The sequence below is a fragment of the Syntrophomonas erecta subsp. sporosyntropha genome (assembly GCF_055395365.1).
On sequence record NZ_AP042459.1, the window covers coordinates 2224353 to 2238300 of the forward strand.

Annotated in this window: 16 protein-coding genes; 14 read left to right on the forward strand and 2 right to left on the reverse strand. The window is 43.4% G+C overall.

Annotated elements, in window-relative coordinates:
• Positions 1-1101: a DUF3866 family protein gene (locus ACZ5Q0_RS10880; RefSeq protein ID WP_446817953.1), complete on the forward strand. Its 1101-nt coding sequence runs from the start codon at positions 1-3 to the stop codon at positions 1099-1101.
• Positions 1102-1560: 459 nt separating this feature from the next.
• Here ACZ5Q0_RS10880 and ACZ5Q0_RS10885 read toward each other — a convergent pair whose 3' ends face one another.
• A complete protein-coding gene (locus ACZ5Q0_RS10885; protein WP_446817952.1) occupies positions 1561-1686 on the reverse strand; it encodes a hypothetical protein in 126 nt (41 codons plus the stop codon).
• Between the two features lie 63 nt (positions 1687-1749).
• Here ACZ5Q0_RS10885 and ACZ5Q0_RS10890 point away from each other — a divergent pair, with 63 nt between their 5' ends.
• From ACZ5Q0_RS10890 to ACZ5Q0_RS10935, 10 genes are all read left to right on the forward strand, one after another.
• A complete protein-coding gene (locus tag ACZ5Q0_RS10890; protein ID WP_446817951.1) occupies positions 1750-2295 on the forward strand; it encodes an NUDIX domain-containing protein in 546 nt (181 codons plus the stop codon).
• Complete coding sequence (locus ACZ5Q0_RS10895; RefSeq protein ID WP_446817950.1) at positions 2292-3470, forward strand: endonuclease Q family protein; 1179 nt, start codon at positions 2292-2294, stop codon at positions 3468-3470. The genes ACZ5Q0_RS10890 and ACZ5Q0_RS10895 overlap by 4 nt, the downstream gene beginning before the upstream one ends.
• Positions 3436-4107, forward strand: a complete 672-nt coding sequence (locus tag ACZ5Q0_RS10900; RefSeq protein ID WP_446817949.1) for a hypothetical protein — start codon at positions 3436-3438, stop codon at positions 4105-4107. Before ACZ5Q0_RS10895 ends, ACZ5Q0_RS10900 begins: the two co-directional genes overlap by 35 nt.
• A gap of 130 nt (positions 4108-4237) precedes the next feature.
• Positions 4238-5590 carry a putative manganese-dependent inorganic diphosphatase gene (locus ACZ5Q0_RS10905; RefSeq protein ID WP_446817948.1) on the forward strand — a complete coding sequence of 451 codons (1353 nt, stop codon included), beginning with the start codon at positions 4238-4240 and terminating at the stop codon, positions 5588-5590.
• 360 nt (positions 5591-5950) lie between these two features.
• On the forward strand, positions 5951-6562 hold the full coding sequence (gene spoIIM / locus ACZ5Q0_RS10910; RefSeq protein WP_446817947.1) for a stage II sporulation protein M: 612 nt from the start codon (positions 5951-5953) through the stop codon (positions 6560-6562).
• A gap of 25 nt (positions 6563-6587) precedes the next feature.
• Complete coding sequence (locus ACZ5Q0_RS10915; protein ID WP_447182532.1) at positions 6588-6854, forward strand: hypothetical protein; 267 nt, start codon at positions 6588-6590, stop codon at positions 6852-6854.
• Between the two features lie 38 nt (positions 6855-6892).
• Positions 6893-7783 (forward strand): site-specific tyrosine recombinase XerD, encoded by an 891-nt coding sequence (gene xerD, locus ACZ5Q0_RS10920; RefSeq protein ID WP_446817945.1) that lies wholly within the window; start codon positions 6893-6895, stop codon positions 7781-7783.
• Positions 7784-7884: 101 nt separating this feature from the next.
• Positions 7885-9063, forward strand: a complete 1179-nt coding sequence (locus ACZ5Q0_RS10925) for a phosphopentomutase (protein WP_446817944.1) — start codon at positions 7885-7887, stop codon at positions 9061-9063.
• On the forward strand, positions 9060-10364 hold the full coding sequence (locus tag ACZ5Q0_RS10930) for a pyrimidine-nucleoside phosphorylase (protein ID WP_446817943.1): 1305 nt from the start codon (positions 9060-9062) through the stop codon (positions 10362-10364). The genes ACZ5Q0_RS10925 and ACZ5Q0_RS10930 overlap by 4 nt, the downstream gene beginning before the upstream one ends.
• 11 nt (positions 10365-10375) lie before the next feature.
• Positions 10376-11491 carry an iron-containing alcohol dehydrogenase family protein gene (locus ACZ5Q0_RS10935; protein ID WP_446817942.1) on the forward strand — a complete coding sequence of 372 codons (1116 nt, stop codon included), beginning with the start codon at positions 10376-10378 and terminating at the stop codon, positions 11489-11491.
• On the opposite strand, the gene ACZ5Q0_RS10940 is transcribed toward ACZ5Q0_RS10935, so the two are convergent.
• Complete coding sequence (locus ACZ5Q0_RS10940) at positions 11488-11634, reverse strand: hypothetical protein (RefSeq protein ID WP_464827143.1); 147 nt, start codon at positions 11632-11634, stop codon at positions 11488-11490. The genes ACZ5Q0_RS10935 and ACZ5Q0_RS10940 overlap by 4 nt on opposite strands.
• A gap of 88 nt (positions 11635-11722) precedes the next feature.
• On the opposite strand from ACZ5Q0_RS10940, the gene ACZ5Q0_RS10945 reads away from it, so the two are divergent.
• The 3 genes from ACZ5Q0_RS10945 (at position 11723) to spoIIAB (ending at position 13945) form a co-directional block, all read left to right on the forward strand.
• Entirely contained in the window at positions 11723-12871 is a 1149-nt protein-coding gene (locus ACZ5Q0_RS10945) for a D-alanyl-D-alanine carboxypeptidase family protein (protein ID WP_446817941.1), read from the forward strand.
• Between the two features lie 262 nt (positions 12872-13133).
• Positions 13134-13466, forward strand: a complete 333-nt coding sequence (gene spoIIAA, locus ACZ5Q0_RS10950) for an anti-sigma F factor antagonist (RefSeq protein WP_447182533.1) — start codon at positions 13134-13136, stop codon at positions 13464-13466.
• A 32-nt stretch (positions 13467-13498) separates the two neighbouring features.
• Positions 13499-13945, forward strand: coding sequence for an anti-sigma F factor (spoIIAB, locus tag ACZ5Q0_RS10955; RefSeq protein ID WP_446817939.1), 447 nt, complete (start codon positions 13499-13501; stop codon positions 13943-13945).
• The last annotated feature ends 3 nt before the right edge of the window (positions 13946-13948 follow it).

A 13948-nucleotide genomic window follows, 5' to 3' on the forward strand; every position in this document is an offset into this window, starting at 1 on the left:
GTGCTACAGCTAAAAACAGGCGTAATAAAACAGGAACTATTTAGCCGGCCGGGAATTAGGGGATATGTAGTTTTAATTAATGACCGGGAGGAAAAATGTATTGCATATCCGGATCTATCTGGGGAAGTAAAACCAGGTGATCGGGTATTACTTAATACTACTGCCGTGAGTCTGAAACTAGGCAGTGGTGGTTACCATTTCGTGGTAGCTAGTTTTAATGGGGAGGAAAAAGATCTGCCCCTGGGGGGACACATTATGAAGCTCCGCTACACTCCTTTACAGGTTAAGGTTCTCAGTGCTGAGGAAGAAGATAGTCCCTATCATCAGCAGTTGAAAAATGCTGATAGTATCAATGGGATTCCAGTACTGGTGGCTACTCTACATTCCATGCTGGCACCGCTGGCTTTATGCCTTAAGCAGGAAGGTCTTAAGGTGGCTTATATTATGACAGATGGAGCGGCTTTGCCTCTATCGTTCAGTAATACGGTCTATAAACTTAAAGAAAATGGAGTTCTGACTGGTTCGGTAACAATCGGACATGCTTTTGGTGGGGATCTAGAAGCGGTTAATATATACTCTGGTTTATTGGCGGCCCGGGAAATATTAAAGCCGGATGTTATCATAGTATCGATGGGTCCAGGTATAGTCGGAACTGGTACCAAGTGGGGGTTTACCGGTGTAGAACAGGGAGAAATACTCAATGCCGTTGATACCCTGCAAGGGACTGCGATTGCTGTTCCCAGAATAAGTTTTGCCGATCAGCGTCCCAGGCATCGCGGGATAAGTCATCATACCCTGACCGTACTTTCTCATATATGCCGGATAAAATCTATCCTACCACTACCAGTTTTGGAACAGGAAAAAATGGATTTATTGCTACAGCAGCTACAAGAATTGAAATTATTTGATCACCACCTGATTTGCCGGGAAGATTACCCTCAGGTGCTGGATTGGTTAGAAAAAAGCGGGATGAAAGTAACTACCATGGGGCGAGGAATACAGGAGGAAAAAGAATTTTTCCTGTCCCTGGGAGCCGCTGCCCGTACTGCTGTTCGTATATTTAAAGGGGAACCTTTGACTCCTATTAAGACTGATGCATAGATTCAATAGGGCTTGGACTTATTATAGACTTGCGTTTTACCTGCCTGCAATACTTGTGGTAGCCTAAAAACCACTTTTATCTGTTCGCGGATTACGGTATAATTGGGCGTGGTTTTTACCTGCATTAATAATAACTTACATGCTAACAGTCATATCCAACATCTTAAAACGATAAAGTCCACCGGTTTTAAAGGTGCAAAAAAAGGGCTTATTTCCTTAATTTCCGATTACCAATGAATAAAGATGAAAGCATAATATTATTATGAAGATGAGGCCTGAAATGAGCCTGTAGTTTAAGGTTGAATATCTACCAGACCGTCCCCGCAGAGTTGGCGCAGATGCTTTAGCAGTGAGGGGTTTTGGTGCTCATGCAGTGTTTAGCTTCATAACTAGCATGTATATACTTTTACCTGAAGATAACCCGGAAGAAAGATAAAAGGTATAAGAAAAAGTATTGAATTAGTGCAGGTTAAGTCGAATATAATCTTTCAAGGTTATCTGGGAAGGATAGGGGGCAAAAATATTTTTTAAATCTTTAACTTTTCCTACTATAATGATCCCGTGTTTTTGAATTAATAAATTCATTTAATATCACCTCGATGGAAGTTTATGCTAGCATGGGGAATTTTATGCAGGAGGATACTGGGCATGGATTTTAATGAAAAAACCATTACTTCTCAGGAAATATTTACGGGAAAAATTATAAAGGTGAGATTAGATACTGTTCAATTACCGGATGGAGGAAGAAGTACCCGGGAAATAGTCGAGCATCAGGGTGCTGTGGCTATTCTGGCCCTGGATGAAGATAAAAATATCTGGATGGTAAAACAGTTTCGCAAACCTTTGGAGAAGGTGCTGCTGGAGATCCCTGCAGGAACTATGGAAAAAGGGGAAAATCCTCTGGCTTGCGCCGCTCGGGAGTTAGAGGAAGAGACTGGGTTAAAAGCGGCCCGGTGGGATAAGGTGCTTTCTTATTACAGTGCTCCCGGGTTTTGCAATGAATACCTGCACATTTATCTGGCTCGGGAATTAAGCCCGGGGAAGGTTAATTTAGACCCGGATGAATTTGTTGAACCGCTTAAAATACCGTTACAGGAAGCGTACCGCAAAATATTTACCGGAGATCTTATTGATGGTAAGAGTATAATCGCTATTCAATATGTGATACAGAAATATGGTGAGGGATCACTTTGAGAAATGTTTTCGCTGATTTGCATATTCATATAGGATCTGCCCAGGGAAAGCCGGTTAAGATTACTGCTTCCCGACGGTTAACCCTTGAGCAGATAATATTTACGGATGCCCCTTATAAGGGGCTCGACCTGGTGGGGATTGCGGATGCAGGTACAGTGAATGTATTAATGGAGCTTGAGGAGATGCTAGCTGATGGCAGGCTGAGAGAGAATGGGCAGGGAGGCTTTATAGCCAGTAATGGTGTTGGTGTAATTACTGCCTGTGAAGTTGAGAGCCAGGAGGGAGTCCACTTCCTGATTTATCTTCCTGGATTAAACAGTTTGAAAACCTTTCAAAACTATATGCGCAGCCGGGTTAAGAACCTTAGCTTATCAACCCAAAGGGCGAAAGCAACTGCCCGGGAACTTATTAATCTGGCTCATTTGTTGGATGGTATATTTTGCCCGGCCCATGCGTTTACTCCCCATAAAGGTGCTTATGGTATGTGGACGGATAGTTTTGGTGCTGCCTTAGGTAAAGATGTTGCATTAGTTAAAGGCTTGGAATTAGGACTAAGTGCCGATACTGATATGGCCGATATGATTAGTGAGACCCGCACCTTTACTTTCCTTTCTAATTCCGATGCACATTCTTCTCCTAAAATAGGGCGTGAGTATAATCTACTTCGCCTGGCGGAGTGCAGTTTTCAAGAATTTAGATATGCCCTGGAAGAACATGGGGGTAGAAGGGTAATGGCTAACTTTGGCATGGATCCGTTATTGGGAAAATATCATCGCAGTTACTGCCCACATTGCTCCTTAATAGCCACACTAGACCCGCCGGTAATCCGTTGTCAACAGTGTGGTAGTGACCAAATTGTTATGGGAGTCTATGATCGGATTATGCAGATCAGAGATCAGACCATTCCTTCCCATCCCATAGGTCGTCCTCCTTATCATTATCGGGTTCCGTTGTTAAGCCTGCCGGGAATAGGGCCCCGTACGGCTGATCGTTTGGTAAAGTATTTTGGTAGTGAAATTAGTGTGCTGGAAAGGGCGAGTGGTGATGATATTGTACGTCTGGCCGGGGAGCCGGTAGCTGAGTTGATTCTTAAGATGCGATTAGGACGATTAAAAATTACTCCCGGAGGGGGCGGATTTTATGGAAAGGTCCAAAAGAATAGTAGTAACCACTGATGCCAGCGGTGCCCAACAAGCAGCTAGGGAAGGACTAGTAGTAGTAATTGTTGACGTGATTGACATGTCTACCACCTTGGAAAGCGCGTTAGATGCCGGAGCTTATGCGGTACTAGGGGCTAGTCCTGATTTAACCAGGGCCCCGGTTGCTTTAGATCCAGAGCGGATAGGGAAAGAATCAGCACGCCTGGCCAGGGAAAATGATTCCGGTATTATTTTGGTTTCTGAGCCCCGGGTAGGCACAGATAAAGAGCGTCTGGCTCGTTGTCGAAAAGTTATCCGGGGAATCGAACAGGAACGGGGAATAGTTGAAGCCATCCTGCCTAATATCGGAGCGGAAATTCCCAAAATGGTAACTATGCGCAATCGGGTGGTAGTAGCAGTTACTGATACGGGCGGAGTGGCCTATGATGCGGCCTTTATGGAAAGTCCTCAGGTAACTATTGGCACGGTAGCCAGAACTTACGGGTTGCGTGGTCTGGATCCTGCCCGACAAGTAGTTAGGCGTGTTGAGGGAATGATTAGGGAAGAAGATAGGGGAGTTGCAGTGGTGGCCGCCAGCCGTAATTCCATGGAGGACGTACTGGCTGCCCAGTTTATTGCCAACCTGCTCATGGCGGAGAAAGAAGCCATCTGATAGAATTGTTAAGGCTGGTATTTTACAGCGAATAGGTGGTTCGATGGAAGTTAGAAAAAAGTTTTTTATAATCTTTAAAATGCCCTTTGGGGCGGTTTTATAACAGAAATCTGGGGAGGTTTATAAAGTTTTGAAACCGGTATATGTGATAGGGCATAAAAACCCGGATGTGGATTCAGTGGCCTCAGCCATTAGTTACAAAGTTCTGAAACAGAGTACTGATGAGGGGTTATATGTTGCCGCGGCGGCTGGGGAATTCAATGAAGAGACTAGATTCGTTTTAAAAACTATGGAATTTGACCTACCACCGGTGGTACGTAATGTAGGGACTACCGTAGAAGATTTATTAGAAGATCAAGATATTATTTATGTAACTACCGACATGAGTCTTATCGAACTGGGGAATCTCATGCTAAGGCATGACCTAAAAACTGTACCCGTATTAGATGAGCACCGTTGCTTATTAGGATTATTGACTATTGGTGATCTGGCTATGATTTTTCTGGACAACCTGGGGGGAGGCCGGGAAATTGAGCGTAGTCCGGAGATTCTGCGGGAAATATTTGGCCGGAATGCTGCTGATATTATGAAGACCCGGGATCTGGTTTTATTCGAAAAAGATGAACCGGTTGAGGAAGCACGTAAGCAGATGTTAGCTACCCGCTATCGTAATTATCCCGTAGTAGACGAGAAAAACAATTTTCTCGGCATGGTATCCCGCTATAACCTGTTACAGATGAGACGTAAGAAATTAATACTGGTGGATCATAATGAGAGAAAACAGGCAGTTGAAGGGGTAGAAGAGGCGGAAATACTTGAAATCATAGATCATCACCGGGTAGGTGATTTACAGACTATTTCCCCTATATATTTTCATAATGAGCCGGTGGGGTCTACCTGCACATTAGTGGCGGAGAGGTATTTTAACCAGCAAATATATATTAGTAGTAAACTGGCAGGACTTATGTTATCCGGAATTGTAGCTGATACTATGATTTTTAAGTCTCCTACTACCACAGCTAAGGACCGTAGGATAGCCGAGGAATTGCAACGTCTGTCCGGGCTAGAAGCTATGGAATGGGGGAAAACCATATTTGCCCAAGCGGATAGCCTAGAGGATTATTCTGATCAGAATTTAATTCTTCAGGATTTAAAGGAATATGTAAGTGGAGATACCATGTTTGCCATATCGCAAATCGAAACTATAGATTTAAAGAAGTTAAGCAAAAGGAAGGAATCCCTCATTAAGACCATGAAACAGATCTGTGGACAGGGTGGTTATGCTTTTATGTGTCTTATGGTTACTGATATTCTGGAAGAGGTAACTGAACTGCTGGTAGCAGGAGAGAAAAGCGCTCTGGCCGAAAAGGCTTTTGGTTATAAATTAACTGGGGGAAGTATCTTGTTACAGGGAGTTATGTCGCGGAAGAAGCAGGTAGTTCCAGTTATTTATGAGGTATTGCGTCGCGAAAATGTGGTTTAAATAACCTTTTTATACGTTAGCATTTAAAACCGGATCAGGATAATTATCCTGATCCGGTTTTTTTTGGGGGTGCCTGGCATGGGGCTGACTACGGGGTGGAATTCCAGAAAGGTAGAGGTAGTTGGCAGATAACTGCCGTTTATTAAATGGTATGTAAAGAGATGTGGAATACGAGGACTAATCATCCCGCCCGCTGGATGGGGAAAAGCGGGAGCCTTTAGTTGCAGGCATAAAGTGCCGGTTCAGGCAATATATTTTTTAAGAGCATATTGCCATACTATTTCTTGTTAAAATGCGGGCCAAAACCACCTTAATCCATTAGCGACCAATTATTGATGACTGTCATTAAGGAGACCGGGTATGAATGTAAAGCAGCGTTTGAAACAACACATAAAGGAGAACCGGTGGCAGTATATATTAGTTGTAATGCTTTTCTTGGCTGGACTTATAATGGGTAATCATGGTGTAACCGGATTAGAGGGGGGAGTAAAGGACTACCTGTCAGGGTTAATCGACGATTACTTAAAAGGAGGGCTGGAAGGAAGGCTTAACGGGTCCAGTATTTTTATAGGGGCTTTTATTACCCAGGCCAAAACTATTTTGGCCCTTTGGTTTCTGGGCCTGACAGTAATAGGCTTTCCGCTAATTCCTGCCCTGGTTTTTATGCGTGGATACGCACTAGGCTTTACAGTAGGTTTTTTAATTTATGAAAAAGCAGGTGCAGGTGTACTTATAACTATTCTGTCCATTGTACCGCAAAATCTAGTCTATATTCCTTTTCTCATTATCTGGGCAGTTATGGCTATGAATTTTTCGGCCTTTATTGTAAAGGGAAGATCTACCGGGGTTGATTCTCTTAGTAAAGGGTTAGTCAGCTATAGCTTGCTGATGTTAGTTTGCCTGTTAATTTTTTTAATGGGTGCTTTTATTGAGGCTTACCTGTCTCCCTGGTTTTTAGGGTTGTTTATTTAGTAAATGCCAATGAGAGGTGATAAGCATGATAATTATAATTAATAAATGGAAAAAAAAGTTATTAAACCTGGTTATGGCCCTGATCTTAATCATAGCTTTTGCACTGGCTATTCCGGTATTCACCGGTAAGCTTTATCATCTGGTGCCAGCTTTAAGCGGATGGTTCCAGGAAGAACATCCTAGTGGGAATCCCTTACGGGTAGAACAGGATGAAAAGACTACTAAATTTGATCAGGTTATGGATCAATTTGTTATCAAACTGCAGGATTTCTACTATGAGGAAAGAAATTAATAGAAAAGATGTGAACTAAAATAACTGGTGGTAGTTTAATGCAAAGGTATATAGTTTCTTTCCTGGAATACATAAAATACGAAAAAGGGCTTTCTTCTAACACCCAGGAGGCTTATCAACGTGACCTGGTTAAATTCCATGAATTTTTAAAGGGCAATCATCTAAATACAGAACCGGAGAAGATAAGTAAGCATGATATAATTGCTTACCTGTCACACCAGTTGGATCAGGGGGCAGCTTATGCTTCGGTAGCCCGGGGCCTTTCCACCCTGAAAACTTTTTATAAGTTTCTGATTTTGGAGGAATATTGTCAGGTTAATCCCACAATTGATATGGAAACCCCGAAAATAAGACGCAAACTTCCCGCTGTTTTAACCATTGAGGAAGTAGACACTTTAATGAAGCAACCGGTGGTTACTATACCACTAGGATTACGTGATCGATCTATGTTAGAGTTAATGTATGGGACTGGTGTGCGTGTCTCTGAATTATTAGCCCTGCAGGTAGAGGATATAAACCTCACTGCGGGGTTTCTACGTTGTTTAGGAAAGGGCAGAAAAGAAAGGATTATCCCCGTAAACGGCATGGCCGTAGATTGGGTACATAGGTATCTGGCCCGTTCCCGTAACCTGCTGGTGAAAAGCCCGATAGAGCGAACCCTTTTTGTAAATGCTAGAGGTAAGCCTATGACCAGGCAAGGTTTTTTTAAAATATTACATACCTATGCGGTAAAGGCAGAGATTAAAAAAGACATTACTCCCCATACTTTAAGACATTCTTTTGCGACTCACCTGCTGGAGAATGGGGCTGATTTACGGGCGGTACAGGAGATGCTGGGGCATGCAGATATTTCTACTACCCAAATATACACCCATTTAACCCATTCCCACCTGCGTGAAGTATATAACCTTTATCACCCGCGTGCTTAGGTGGGACAAGCCGTAAATAGAATGATCAAAAACAGAGGGCTTATTTTATGGCACTATAAGCGAAATGAATTCTTTAAACTGAATAATTGGAGGAGTTGTAGATGGGCAGAAGAGTTATTATTATCGTTTTGGATAGTTTAGGGGTAGGAGAACTGGAAGATGCCTGCCTGTATGGTGACCAGGGATCTAATACCTTGAAAAACCTAGCCGCAGCGGCCGGGGGGGTTAAATTGCCTAACCTGGAGGCTATGGGTTTGGGAAATATAGTACCCGTAGAGGGTGTCAGGCCGGTGGAGCATTCTACCGCCAGTTTTGGCAAGGCCCGGGAAAAGTCCCGGGGAAAGGATACTACTACCGGGCATTGGGAAATTATGGGTTTGGTTCTTGACCGGGCTTTCCCCACCTATCCCCACGGTTTTCCAGTTGACCTTATTAAAGAGTTTGAGAACCGGATCGGACGAAAGACCCTGGGCAATAAACCAGCTTCTGGGACGGTGATAATTGAAGAATTAGGTGCAGAGCATATCCGAACCGGCTTTCCCATTGTTTATACTTCAGCAGACAGCGTTTTTCAGATTGCGGCCCATGAAAAGGTTATTCCTCTAGATGAACTTTATGCTATGTGTCGTACCGCCCGAGAACTCCTCAAGGGGGAACATGCGGTAGGAAGGGTTATTGCCCGGCCTTTTGTTGGTGAATCGGGTAAGTTTACCAGGACCTCCAATCGGCATGATTTTTCCCTAGCCCCAGACCGCACTATCTTGGATTTTATTCATGAAGCCGGATTGGAAGTGATTGGAATAGGCAAGATTAATGATATTTATGCCGGCCGGGGGGTAAATAGATCCTTACCAACAGTTAACAACCATGATGGAGTGGATAAAATCCTGGAGGTGCTAAAAGAGGATTTTTCCGGGTTGGTTTTTGCCAATCTGGTGGATTTTGACCAGCAGTATGGACATCGTAATGATCCGCATGGTTATGCAGGTGCTCTGGAGGAATTTGATAGGCGTTTACCGGAAATTATTAATCATATGAACAAAGAAGATATGTTAATTCTTACGGCAGATCATGGTTGTGATCCGACTACTCCTGGTACTGACCACACTAGGGAATATGTTCCTATTCTGATCTATGGATATTCCATTAAACCAGGTGTCAATCTGGGAGTACGAGATAGTTTTGCTGATACCGGGCAAACCACGGCGGATTATCTGGATGTTAAAATCCAGGGACTGGCAGGAACCAGTTATTTAGAACAGGTGAGGTGTAATCGATGACCTTTCAGGATCTGATACGCAAAAAAAGGGATGGTTATGAGTTAAGCCGGGAAGAAATTCAATTAATTGTTGAGGCTATTGCAGACGGTTCAGTTCCTGATTACCAAATTTCGGCCTGGGCTATGGCGGTATATTTTCGGGGAATGACTGATCAGGAGACCCGTGACCTGGCTATTGCTATGGCTCATTCGGGAGATGTCGTTAACTTGTCTGCTATTGAAGGTATAAAGGTAGATAAACATAGTACCGGTGGGGTAGGGGATAAAACCACTATGATAGTGCTACCGTTAGTAGCAGCTGCCGGAGTACCAGTAGCCAAAATGTCTGGACGAGGATTAGGGCATACAGGTGGAACTATTGATAAGTTTGAAGCGATTCCCGGTTTTAAGGTGGAAAAAAGTCATCCGGATTTTATTGCCCAGGTTAACCAGGTAAAAGCGGCAGTTGTATCCCAGACAGGTAATCTGGTACCGGCTGACAAGAAACTTTATGCGATTCGTGATATTACCGCCACCGTTGATAGTATTCCTCTGATTGCATCCAGTGTAATGAGTAAAAAAATTGCTGCCGGGGCAGAGGGCATTGTTCTGGATGTAAAGGTAGGGCGGGGGGCTTTTATGACTGAACTATCCTTAGCCGAAAAACTGGCTCGAACCATGGTGGAAATCGGCTCGGGAGCCGGGCGTAAAGTAGTAGCTGTTTTAAGTAATATGGATCAACCGCTGGGTCGGATGGTGGGCAATGCCCTGGAAGTTAAAGAGGCTCTGGATACCCTTAGAGGACAGGGCCCCTGGGATTTAACGGAATTATCATTACACCTGGCCGCTTATATGGTAGTTTTAGGAGGCCGCTGTTCTAACTATCAAACCGCCCGGTCTTTAGTAGAGAAATTATTGAGTTCAGGTGCAGGTTTTAAAAAGTTTCAAGAGATGGTCGCAGCCCAGCAGGGAAGGCTGGATTATGAGAGTAAAGACTATGGTTTACCCGGGGCAGCACTACAGTTAGAAGTGTTTAGCAGCCAAGCAGGTTATATTGCTGAAGTAGATGCTTTCCAAGTGGGGGCTACAGTAATGGGGCTAGGTGCTGGACGGGAATATTTGGAAGATGAGATTGATCATACAGTAGGTATTGAGCTGCTGAAAAAGATCGGCGATTCAGTAGAAAAGGGAGAGGTTCTGGCTGTAATCCATGCTAACCAATCGGACCAAGCTGAAGAAGCCCGCCGGGATGTTTTAGCTGCCTATGGTTTCAGTCATAAGCCAGTTGATAAGCCGGGAATCATTTTTAAATCAATTGAATAGGAGATGGTACTATGAACTGGCACTGGTATGCACCTACCCAGATATATTTTGGCCGGGGAGTGATCATGGAAAATAGCGGAGTTTTACAAAATATGGGCCGTCAAGCCCTGGTGGTTACTGGACGGGGAGGATCATCCCGGCGTAATGGTTCTTTAGAGGACATATGTACTGCCCTGGATAAATGCCATATTAAGTGGGAGCTGTTTGATAAGGTAGAGCCCAACCCCTCTGTTACTACGGTTATGGAGGGTGCCCAGCAGGCGCAAATAAGCAAAGCTGATTTTATCGTTGGAGTAGGAGGCGGATCGCCGCTGGATGCGGCTAAAGCTATCGCCATATTGGCTAAAAATGAAATAACCGTTGACCAACTGTTTGCGGGTCATTTTGAAAAGGTTTTACCGGTGGTGGCAGTTCCAACTACGGCAGGAACCGGCTCTGAGGTAACACCTTACAGTATCCTGACCTATTCGAAGATTCAGAACAAAAAAAGTATCCGCAGTCCCTATATTATACCGGCGGTGGCCTTTCTGGATCCGGAATATACCTTTAATATTCCTATGGATACCACGGTGGATACAGCGATTGATGCCTTTTCCCATGCTTATGAAGGATTTTTATCGGTTAACTCCAACCCAATTTCCGATCTTATGGCCCTGGAAGCCCTGCGGTTAATTGGTCCCGAATTACTTCTTATGGCCAGGCAGGTACAGCCTGACCAGGGCAACCGCCAGGTTCTTCTTTATGCTTCGCTTCTGGCTGGTATGGTTATAAGTCATACCGGAACCTCTGTTCCTCATGCGATGGGATATTCCTTCACCTATTTTAAGGATGTTCCCCACGGACGGGCTAATGGCCTGATTATTCCTGCTTTTTCCCGTTTTATATTAGATAAATGTCCGAATAGTAAGATGAATCTGGCTTGGCAGGCCGCCGGGTTTACCAGCTTAAAAGATATGGCTGATCTGTTGTGGAGTTTGACCGGTACCCCTGCGGAGCTAACCCCGGAGGATGAAAGGGTGTTTGTCAATATTGCCTCCCAGGCTAAAAACCTGGCTAACAGTCCGGCAATCCCGGATAAAGCAGACTTGGCCCAGATATTGGCTATAACTATGAACAGGCAGATTTAATTTTCCCAGCAAAGCCCCGGAATTCCGGGGCTTTGCTGCTGCTGCATGCCAAGAAAATGACCTGTGGCAGCCTGGCTTTGCTTAATTATAATTAATTCCGGTAAACGGTTGGCAAAGCGATTAAAACCCGGCCTTCTAGCCATATTATGTAAAGGCCAATGATCCTGGCATATTAAACCATCCCCATAAATATAATCTATTGACGACTATTCATGGGGAGGTGCAGCTTTGGTGTTGGTAAGGAAGCCCGTGGTTTTATTGACACTGGTGGTTTTGGCGATTACTTTGTGCAGCCCGGTACCTGCTTTGGGCGAAAACGTAGTAGATGTTAAGGGTGAATCTTATATACTCATGGATGCTGATTCGGGGAAGGTACTGTTGTCTAAGAATGAACACAAGCGATTACCACCTGCTAGTATGACCAAACTGATGACCATGATACTGGCGGCTGAGGATCTGGAAGAAGGTAAGGTCGGTATAAAGGACAAGGTAGTTGCCAGTGAGGAAGCCTGGAAAATGGGAGGATCGCAGATTTATTTGGAACCTGGCGAGGAAATGACCTTTGAGGATATGATGATAGCTATCGCAGTAGGATCTGCTAATGATGCCTGTGTAGCTGTAGCTGAACATTTAGAGGGAACCCATAAGAATTTTGTGGAACGTATGAACCATAAAGCCAAAATGCTGGGCCTAAAAGACACACATTTTGTTAATTCATATGGTTTACCAGCCGAAGGACATGATACCTCTGCTTACGATATGGCTGTAATGGCACGTTATGCTTTAAGATATCCTAAAATTCTGGAGTATACTGCCATCAAAGAATATAACCTGCGTCAAGGTGAGTTTAAACTTTTTAATACCAATAAACTTCTATGGTGGTATCAAGGTGCAGATGGTTTTAAGACGGGATGGACTAACGAAGCTAAATATTGTCTGACCGCTACTGCCAAAAGAGACGGTCTACGTCTAATTTCCGTAGTGATGGCTTCACCTGAGAAGCATGGTAATTTTAGAGATTCAATGCAACTATTAAATTATGGTTTTGCCAAATATGCCTATAAAAGTTTTTTTAGCCGGGGCAGCGTATGCGGTATAGTAAAAGTAGGTAAGGGAATAACCGATACTGTGGAAGTAATTGCTGAAGAAGATATAGGTTGTATTATTCCCAAAGGTGGAGAAAAGAAAGTGCGTTGTGAAAAACAACTGGTTGATTATATAAATGCCCCAGTATCCCGTGGGCAAAAATTAGGTGAGATGCAGGTCTATTACGATGGTAATCTGGTAAAACAGGTTAATTTAATTGCGGCAGGTGATGTTCCCCGGGCCGGATTATTTAGAGAAATTTTGAAGATGTTTGCTGAAACCTATCTATTATAAATGGAATTTTGTGGAAGGTAATTCCTTCTCAACTGTAGAATGCCTTATTGTAAAACACCTAATCATAGTCAGATTTAAACCCAGGCCTTAATATTGAGGTATCAGATTAAACTGGTTTGAAGTTTCATCCATCGCGTTTCTATTGATCTTATCAAGACTCAAGTATCGGCTAATTGAACCGGTAAATCTGATACGGTTAGATGTACCCGGGTAAATATTTAAACTAAGGTATTCTAATAGTTATAGGGAGGGATGTTAACAGGTGGACGCAGAATTCAAACAGGTAAGAAATACATTAGTAGTTCGCATTAAAGGCGAATTGGATATGTTAATCTCAGATAAGCTCAGGAAGGAAATTGATACCCGTTTGGAAAACAGTGCTATTAAAAATTTGATATTGGATCTGGAAAAAGTCACCTTTATAGACAGTTCGGGATTAGGTTTAATTATTGGGCGGTACAAGAAAGTGACTGGTAGTGAGGGAAGAATGTATATTGTTGGAGCCCAACCGCCCATCGAAAAAATGTTATATTTTTCAGGTATCAGTAAACTGGTTTCTATGTACCGCCATGAACAGGATATTATCAGTATTTAGGGAGGTGAGGACCAGCCCTTAAGCTGGCAATTATGAATATTAAAAATTATGTTCGATTAGAGTTGCAGAGCAAACCGGAAAATGTTTCTTTTGCCCGTTCTTGTGTAGGGGCTTTTGCATCTCAACTGGATTGTACCTTAGAGGATATTGAAGAAATAAAATTAGTAGTATCGGAAGCGGTGTCTAATGCCATTATTCATGGATATGGTAACGATACCCAGCAGAAAATTGAAATCTTAGTAACTATAACAGATCATCAGACTCTGGAGATTATAGTTAAGGATTACGGCAAAGGGATAGAAGATTTACAGCAGGCCCTGGAACCGGCTTACTCAAGTGAACCGCAACGTATGGGCCTGGGATTCACTTTCATGAAATCATTCATGGATGAAATGGATGTAAGCACCCGACCAGGAGAAGGAACCAGTGTAAGATTAAAGCGGTCCTATATTTCAAAAAACAAACAAGCTTTTGCTTAAAGG

What these genes read in the sequence shown, in the direction of transcription:
- ACZ5Q0_RS10930 (WP_446817943.1), top strand. Translation starts at nt 9,060, where the DNA reads ATGACCTTTCAGGATCTGATACGCAAAAAAAGGGATGGTTATGAGTTA.
- xerD (WP_446817945.1), top strand. Translation starts at nt 6,893, where the DNA reads ATGCAAAGGTATATAGTTTCTTTCCTGGAATACATAAAATACGAAAAA.
- ACZ5Q0_RS10890 (WP_446817951.1), top strand. Translation starts at nt 1,750, where the DNA reads ATGGATTTTAATGAAAAAACCATTACTTCTCAGGAAATATTTACGGGA.
- spoIIAB (WP_446817939.1), top strand. Translation starts at nt 13,499, where the DNA reads ATGAATATTAAAAATTATGTTCGATTAGAGTTGCAGAGCAAACCGGAA.
- ACZ5Q0_RS10885 (WP_446817952.1), bottom strand. Translation starts at nt 1,686, where the DNA reads ATGAATTTATTAATTCAAAAACACGGGATCATTATAGTAGGAAAAGTT.
- ACZ5Q0_RS10940 (WP_464827143.1), bottom strand. Translation starts at nt 11,634, where the DNA reads ATGGCTAGAAGGCCGGGTTTTAATCGCTTTGCCAACCGTTTACCGGAA.
- ACZ5Q0_RS10925 (WP_446817944.1), top strand. Translation starts at nt 7,885, where the DNA reads ATGGGCAGAAGAGTTATTATTATCGTTTTGGATAGTTTAGGGGTAGGA.
- ACZ5Q0_RS10935 (WP_446817942.1), top strand. Translation starts at nt 10,376, where the DNA reads ATGAACTGGCACTGGTATGCACCTACCCAGATATATTTTGGCCGGGGA.
- ACZ5Q0_RS10915 (WP_447182532.1), top strand. Translation starts at nt 6,588, where the DNA reads ATGATAATTATAATTAATAAATGGAAAAAAAAGTTATTAAACCTGGTT.
- ACZ5Q0_RS10900 (WP_446817949.1), top strand. Translation starts at nt 3,436, where the DNA reads ATGGAAAGGTCCAAAAGAATAGTAGTAACCACTGATGCCAGCGGTGCC.
- spoIIM (WP_446817947.1), top strand. Translation starts at nt 5,951, where the DNA reads ATGAATGTAAAGCAGCGTTTGAAACAACACATAAAGGAGAACCGGTGG.